Source organism: Brevibacterium luteolum (assembly GCF_025147615.1).
GTDB lineage: Bacteria > Actinomycetota > Actinomycetes > Actinomycetales > Brevibacteriaceae > Brevibacterium > Brevibacterium luteolum.
Genome location: NZ_JALXPM010000076.1, coordinates 1 through 6,847 on the forward strand (window position 1 = coordinate 1; position 6,847 = coordinate 6,847).

Below are 6,847 nucleotides of genomic sequence, written 5' to 3' on the forward strand. Positions count from 1 at the left end.
CCTCCCACGCGGCCTCAACATCACTGCCAGGCGGCAGCCGCCCGTCGAGTTCGAGGATCGTGAGCCCGTGGGCGGCCGCCCACAGTGCCTGCGCAATCACCGGATCACCGATGACGGCGAAGAACGGCTGACCCGACCACTCCTCCAAACCTTCGGGCAGCGCACCCCGGTCGAGCGGCCCGGTCGTCGCCAGCCGGTAGAGCTCCGGCGACTCAGCAGCGGTGGCGCGGTAGGCCCGCAGCAGCGCGGGGACCGAGGCTTCGGTCTCGATCGCATGCCAGCATGCCTGCCCCATCTGGGCGAAGGCATCGATGAGCAGCTGGGTGCGCACCGCATCCTTGCTCGGCAAATGCTTGTACAGTGACGGCGCCCGGATCCCGAGCTCGGCTGCCAGCGTGCGCATGCTCAGCGCATCCCAGCCTTCGGCCTCAACGCGGCGGCGTGCAACGGCGAGGATCTCGGCTTGGCGCCGGCTGCGCGCCGGAAGTTCGATCGGCATCTCAGTCATGGGCACCAGTCTGCCGCAGGTCGACAGCCCGCTGCCCGATGGCCGCGTTGACCTCGGCGAAGTCGGCTTCGAGGTCAGCACGCATCGATGCCATGAACGGTGCGACCACACCAGTGAACGTCTCCTGCTGCGTCAGCCGGGTGCCGCCGCCAGGCAGCGCTTCGAGCCGGAACGAGTGCTCAGCATCGACCAGCCCCGGCACCCACATCCGCCCGGCCCAGGTGAGCTCGCGGCCGGGTTCGGCAGTCAGGACCGTAGGCGTGAAGGTCATCGTGCCTTCGCCGAAGACGACGACGTTGCGCAGCTTCTCTCCAGCGGCGACGGTGCCGGAGCTTTCGATGATCGAGGGATTCCATTCGCGGTAGCGCTCAGTGTCGGCCAGCACTGCCCACAGCTCATTGGGTGAGGCGTCGAGTTCGGTGACGGCGACGACCATGACCGGGTTGAGGCGGCTGTAGGCGAAGAGGCCGGCGGCCAGGATGACGGGGATGGACAGGCAGACGGCGATGGTGCGGGCGACGGTCATGATGAGGACTCCGATCAGTGAGGTGAACCGCCAGCCAGCAGCGGCTAACAGTGTTAGCCTAGCGGTTGGCGGAACCCTGGGCAATGCTATGTCGTTTTGAGTCCGGTCGCCCTGCAAACCCGTCAGCAACCGAGCCGTGCCTCAGCTGCTGCGGGCGTAAAGGCCGATCATCTCCCATTGGCGGGTGTAGCGGTTGAAAGCGCGGATCGCGCCCTCGGTGTCGTCGGTGTCGAGGCAGTCGATCCAGTCGGTGACGTGCGCAGCGCCGGTGTCCGGCCACAGCACCTCGCTCATACCACCGAGGTCGAGTTCGAGCATCGCGTTCATATCGAAGTCATCGAGCCAGTCGCCGAATGCCTCAGTCGATTCGACAACGGTGCGCAGCCGGGACTTCGCGTCCATCACGTCATGAGCCCACTCGACGCGGGCGGCGGCGGTGACGATCGGGGTGCGGATGCGGATCCGGAAGCTGCCGTCGTCGGTGTCGGTGCTGATGACACGATCGTTGTCCGAGTCGATCGCCAGCCACCACACCGGTGAGACATCCCACGCCGAGGTGCGGGTGAACACGCGGGTGTCCGGGTCGTCCTGCATCCATTCGACCCGGTGGCTGGCCGCCCGGCGCCGGGCGGCCTTGGGCACGAACATGTCGAGCTCGGTGCGCGGATGGGCCTCCATGAGCGCATCGAGGGCATGCCAGGAGCGGATGTCGTCCTGGACGGGGCAGACGCGGTCGAAGCTGTCGCCGGTCTCCGCGCCGGTGAGGAACAGCGGGGTGCCGCGGTAGGAGTCGGCGACAGGGTCCGGGGGCAGGCTGATGAGCCGGTCGTCGGCGTCCTCGGCGACGAGTCGCTCGATGGTCTCCCGGTTCGCACTGACAGGGTAGTCGGCGAACTCCTCGTGCACGACCAACGGCTCGAACACCCGCAGGGAGATGACATAGCTGCGCTCGTAACCCATGTGCTCACTCTATCGTTCACACCCGGTTCGCCTCCGCCTCGGGCCCGGGCTCTTCTGGACTCATTCGCCTTTTGCTCGGGACTGTCTCATAATGGTGTCCAGTATTGCCACGCTCGCCTGAGGTGACATGACACCTCTGTGGCGGCGGGGTAGGATTCGAAGCACAGACAACCGGAGAATCCCGGGGCCGACAGCCAGCAGCCCTGGGTCTGACCAGGAGGGGGTCGACGCCTGTGGGTCGCGGCCGCGCAAAGGCGAAGCAGATCAAGGTTGCCCGTAAGCTGAAGTACTACAGCCCGGAGACGGACCTGAGTGCGCTCCAGCGAGAGCTCGGGGGTGCGTCGACGTCTGATGACTCCGATGACTACGCGGACTATGATGATCCGGATTACTCCGATTATGCCGATAAGTACGCTGACGATGAGGACAGCGACGACCGCTCCCACTGAGCGCTGATTGCGTCAGGGCCCTGCCGGAAGGCGGGGCCCTTCGCCGTTCCCGAGGCGGTTCTCGCCTGGCCGGCTCAGTCGAGCAGGATCGCCGCGCCCCCGTCGACACCTTTGGCACCCTGCACGTAGTACGGGTCGGAGGCATAGGTGCCGTCGTCATCGCTGACCTCGCCGAGCAGCCACGAGCCGGGCAGCGCGGCGAGCAGCGCCTCGGCAGCGGCCGGATCGACAGCCAGGACCATGCCGACGCCGAGGTTCCAGGTGCGTTCGCGGTCGGCCTGCGGAACCTGGCCGAGGTCTCCGAGGACGTCGAAGACGGCCGGGACCTCCCAGCTGGACCGGTGCATGCGCGCCAGCGTGCCGGGTGGGATGACGCGGGCGACGTTGGCGGACAGACCGCCCCCGGTGACGTGCGACATCGCGTGGACGGCGCCGGGCCGGGCGTCGAGGATCGCTGCGAGATCGCCGGAGTACACGCGGGTGGGCGTGAGGATCTCCTCGCCGAGGGTGCGGGAGAACTCGGGCACCTCGCGGTCGAGGGCCCAGCCGGTGTCGGCGATGATGCGGCGGACGAGCGAGTAGCCGTTGGAGTGCAGGCCGGAGGCGGGAAGCCCGATGAGCACATCACCGGTGTTGACGCGTTCGGGCCCGAGCAGGTCATCGGCTTCCACAGCCCCGGTGGTCGCTCCGGCGACATCGTATTCGTCGACGCCGAGCAGGCCGGGGTGCTCGGCGGTCTCGCCGCCGACGAGTGCGACACCGGCAGACGCACAGGCTTCGGCGATGCCGCGGACGATGTCGGCGATGCGTTCGGGCACGACCTTGCCGCAGGCGATGTAGTCGGTCATGAACAGCGGGCGCGCGCCGCAGACGATGATGTCGTCGACGACCATGCCGACGAGGTCGTAGCCGATGGTGTCGTGGATGTCGAGGGCCTGGGCGATCGCGACCTTGGTGCCGACGCCATCGGTGGAGGTGGCGAGGTAGGGCCGACGGTAGTCCTTGAGCCAGGTAGCGTCGAACAAGCCGGCAAAGCCGCCGAATCCGCCAACGACCCGGTCGTTGTGGGTGGCGGCGACTGCGGACTTCATCAGCTCGACGGCCCGATCCCCGGCTTCGACGTCGACGCCGGCGGAGGCGTAGGTGGTGGCTTCGGGGCTCTGGTGGTCCTGAGTCATCAGCATCCTCTTTCAGCTGCCGCGATGTCGGGCACGGTGATGGGGTAGTTGCCGGAGAAGCAGGCGGTGCACAGTTCGGCTTCGCGCTGCTGGGTGGCGGTGATCATGCCGTCGAGTGAGATATAGCCCAGTGAGTCGGCACCGAGGGACTGGCAGATCTCCTCGGTGTTGAGGCCGTTGGCGATGAGCTCAGCGCGGGTGGCGAAGTCGATGCCGTAGAAGCACGGCCATTTGACCGGCGGGGAGGAGATCCGGATGTGGATCTCCTTCGCCCCTGCCTCGCGCAGCATCCGCACAAGGGCCCGCTGAGTGTTGCCGCGCACGATCGAGTCGTCGACGACGACGAGCCGGCGGCCGGCGATGTTCTCCTTGAGCGGGTTGAGCTTGAGTCTGATGCCGAGCTGGCGCAGCGTCTGGGAGGGCTGGATGAAGGTGCGGCCGACATAGGCGTTCTTCATCAGTCCCTGCCCGAAGGGGATGCCGGATTCCTCGGCGTAGCCGACGGCGGCTGGGGTGCCCGATTCGGGTGTGGCGATGACGAGGTCGGCGTCGACGGGGTATTCGCGGGCGAGCTGGCGGCCCATCTCGGTGCGGGCGGCGTGCACGGTCTTGCCGTGGAGCACGCTGTCGGGCCGGGCGAGGTAGACGTATTCGAAGACGCAGCGGGCCTGTTCGGGTTCGGCCCACCGATAGGAGCGCAGCCCGTCCTCGTCGATGGCGATGAGTTCGCCGGGTTCGATCTCGCGGACGAAAGAGGCGCCGACGATGTCGAGGGCTGCGGTCTCGCTGGCGACGACCCAGCCGCGCTCGAGGCGGCCGAGGGCCAGCGGGCGCACGCCGTGGCGGTCCCGGGCGGCATACAGGGTGTGCTCGTCCATGAAGACGAGGGAGAAGGCGCCGTCGAGTCTGGGCATGAGCTCCCGGGCGGCGGCAGTGAGGTTCTCAGCCGCCGACGAGGCGAGCAGTTCGGTGACGAGTGACGTGTCGTTCGAGGAGTCGCGCCCGGACCGGGTGCGGGCCGGTTTCTGGGTGGCGGCCTTGACCGTCTCGTCACGGGCGGCGGCCTTCTCATCGGCCATTTCCTGCAGGTCGGCGAAGTTCGTCAGGTTGCCGTTGTGAGCCAGTGCGACGGTGCCGAACGGGGTGGGCCCGAGAGTGGGCTGGGCGTTCTCCCAGGACGAGACCCCGGTGGTGGAGTAGCGGGTATGGCCGACGGCGATGTGGCCGGGCAGGGTGTCGAGGTCGCTTTCGTCGAAGACCTGGGAGACCAGTCCCATATCGCGGTAGATGAGGATCTGCTTGCCGTTGCTGGCGGCGATGCCGGCCGATTCCTGGCCGCGGTGTTGGAGGGCGTAGAGGCCGAAGTAGGTGAGCTTGGCGACCTCCTCGCCGGGGGCCCAGACGCCGAAGACACCGCATTCGTCCTGCGGGCCCTGGTCGGCGAGGTCGAAATCGTCGCTGGAGGCTGCGTTCACGCGTGTCACGCCGCTATTCTCTCACATCCGTCTCCCCCGCCCGGCCGGGTTCGGAGGGCTGTTCGGCAGCGGTCTCGACCTCGGGCGCCTCGACCTCGGCCGCCTCGGTGTCTGCTGCCTCGGGTGCGGGGTCATGTGCGGCGGGCACAGTGTAGGTGCGGGCACGGCGCAGGCTGATGCGGTCGAGAATGAGGGCGGCGACGGCGCCGAGGAAGCCGCCGATGGTGCCGACGAAGACCATGAGCATCCACGTCGCCGAGGCCTGGGTCACCTCGACCTCGACGCCGGCCATGTCGACGGGCAGAAAGGACAGGATACCGCCTGCGATCATGCCGAGGATGACGCCGAGGATGATGAACGCCGAGTACTTGGGGCTGCGGCGGACCGAGACGTCGATCGTGTCGTCGTTCATGGGCTCCCTTGGTTGCCGTGGTGGCAGGCGGCGGCCTGCTGGTGTGCGCCCAACAGTCTAGTTCACCGGCCCTGCATGCCGCGATTTCCGCTCACGCCAGAGCGATGAGCCCAACGCCGCTGATGACGATCGCAGCACCGGCCAGCCGTCTGCCGAGGTCGCGTTCGTCGAACAGCCACCAGGCCAGCAGCACGCCGATGATGATCGAGGTCTCCCGCAGCGGGGCGACCAGGGAGACTGGCGCCTGCTGCATGGCGATGAGCACGAGGATGTAGGCCAGCGGACTGAGCACGGCGACGACTGAGACGGCGCGCTTGTCGCTGACGGCCATCGCACGCAGCTCGGCCGGACGGCACATGGCCCGCGGTGCCATGACGACGGCGTTGACCGTGGTGCTGAGCGCGAAGTACAGCAGCGGCGGATACTCGGTCGTCGTCACGACGTGGTGATCCCACAGGGTGTACCCGGCGATGAGCGTGCCGGTCAGCCCGCCCCAGAACAGCCCGGCGACCAGCGGGCGGCCGCTCTCCCGTCTGTCCGTCACCCCGGCGGCGGGACGCCCGGGCACAGTGACGACGGCGATGCCGGTGACGATGAGGAGCCCGCCGAGGATTCCCGGCCAGCCGGGCCGCTCGCCGAGCATCGCGAGCGCGATGATCATCGTGAGTACCGGGCCGGTGCCGCGGGCGACGGGGTAGACGACGCCCAGGTCAGCCCGGTCTTAGCCGATCTGCAGGGTCACCGAGTAGGCGATGTGCAGCACACCGGAGACGACGGCGACGCCGAGCAGCGGCCAGCCGATGAGCCCCGGCTGCTGGGCGATGATCGCGATGCCGACAGGCAGCAGCAGGACGGCGGAGCTGATAGGCGAAGACGAACGTGTAGCCGTGTCCGCGCACGGTCTTGGCTGCGGCGTTCCAGAGAGCGTGGGCGAGGCTGGCGGTGAGCACCAGCCCGAGAGCAGCGAGGGTCAAATCTTCATGACGACGGTCTTCGTCTGCGTGTACTCATCGAAGGCCTCGATCGACTTCTCGCGGCCGTACCCGGACTTCTTGAAGCCGCCGAAGGGCAGTTCGACGCCGCCGCCGGCGCCGTAGGTGTTGACGAACACCTGGCCGGCTTCGATCTCTGCGGCCATCCGGTGGGCGCGTGAGAGGTTCTGTGTCCACACGGCGGAGACGAGGCCGTAGTCGGTGCCGTTGGCTTCGGCGATCGCCTGCTCGTCGGAGTCGAAGCTGCGGGAGACGACGACGGGCCCGAACACCTCCTCCTGCCAGATCTCGGAGTCGGCCTCGACATCGGCGACGATCGTCGGGGCGAAGAAGGCGCCCTCCGTGCC

At 67.9% G+C, this 6,847-nt stretch carries 9 protein-coding genes; 1 reads left to right on the forward strand and 8 read right to left on the reverse strand.

All coding sequences use genetic code 11. The annotated features are described in order from the left end of the window. The 3 genes from M3C25_RS12805 to M3C25_RS12815 all read right to left on the reverse strand — a co-directional run. On the reverse strand, positions 1-508 hold a 508-nt coding region (locus M3C25_RS12805), incomplete at its 3' end, for a TetR/AcrR family transcriptional regulator (RefSeq protein ID WP_259857144.1). Then, positions 501-1,034: an SRPBCC domain-containing protein gene (locus tag M3C25_RS12810; RefSeq protein WP_259794664.1), complete on the reverse strand. Its 534-nt coding sequence runs from the start codon at positions 1,032-1,034 to the stop codon at positions 501-503. The genes M3C25_RS12805 and M3C25_RS12810, both read right to left, overlap by 8 nt. Before the next feature lie 141 nt (positions 1,035-1,175). Continuing rightward, positions 1,176-1,994: a DUF8083 family protein gene (locus tag M3C25_RS12815; protein WP_259857146.1), complete on the reverse strand. Its 819-nt coding sequence runs from the start codon at positions 1,992-1,994 to the stop codon at positions 1,176-1,178. Positions 1,995-2,227: 233 nt separating this feature from the next. On the opposite strand from M3C25_RS12815, the gene M3C25_RS12820 reads away from it, so the two are divergent. After that, positions 2,228-2,443: a DUF3073 domain-containing protein gene (locus M3C25_RS12820; protein WP_102162091.1), complete on the forward strand. Its 216-nt coding sequence runs from the start codon at positions 2,228-2,230 to the stop codon at positions 2,441-2,443. Between the two features lie 74 nt (positions 2,444-2,517). Here M3C25_RS12820 and purM read toward each other — a convergent pair whose 3' ends face one another. The 5 genes from purM to M3C25_RS12845 all read right to left on the reverse strand — a co-directional run. After that, a complete protein-coding gene (gene purM, locus M3C25_RS12825) occupies positions 2,518-3,621 on the reverse strand; it encodes a phosphoribosylformylglycinamidine cyclo-ligase (protein WP_259857147.1) in 1,104 nt (367 codons plus the stop codon). After that, positions 3,621-5,105 (reverse strand): amidophosphoribosyltransferase, encoded by a 1,485-nt coding sequence (gene purF / locus M3C25_RS12830; RefSeq protein ID WP_259857149.1) that lies wholly within the window; start codon positions 5,103-5,105, stop codon positions 3,621-3,623. Before purF ends, purM begins: the two co-directional genes overlap by 1 nt. Before the next feature lie 4 nt (positions 5,106-5,109). Next, positions 5,110-5,508, reverse strand: coding sequence for a hypothetical protein (locus M3C25_RS12835; RefSeq protein ID WP_259857151.1), 399 nt, complete (start codon positions 5,506-5,508; stop codon positions 5,110-5,112). Between the two features lie 91 nt (positions 5,509-5,599). After that, positions 5,600-6,169 (reverse strand): EamA family transporter, encoded by a 570-nt coding sequence (locus tag M3C25_RS12840; protein ID WP_259857153.1) that lies wholly within the window; start codon positions 6,167-6,169, stop codon positions 5,600-5,602. Positions 6,170-6,478: 309 nt separating this feature from the next. Beyond that, on the reverse strand, positions 6,479-6,847 hold a 369-nt coding region (locus tag M3C25_RS12845; protein ID WP_259857155.1), incomplete at its 5' end, for an aldehyde dehydrogenase family protein.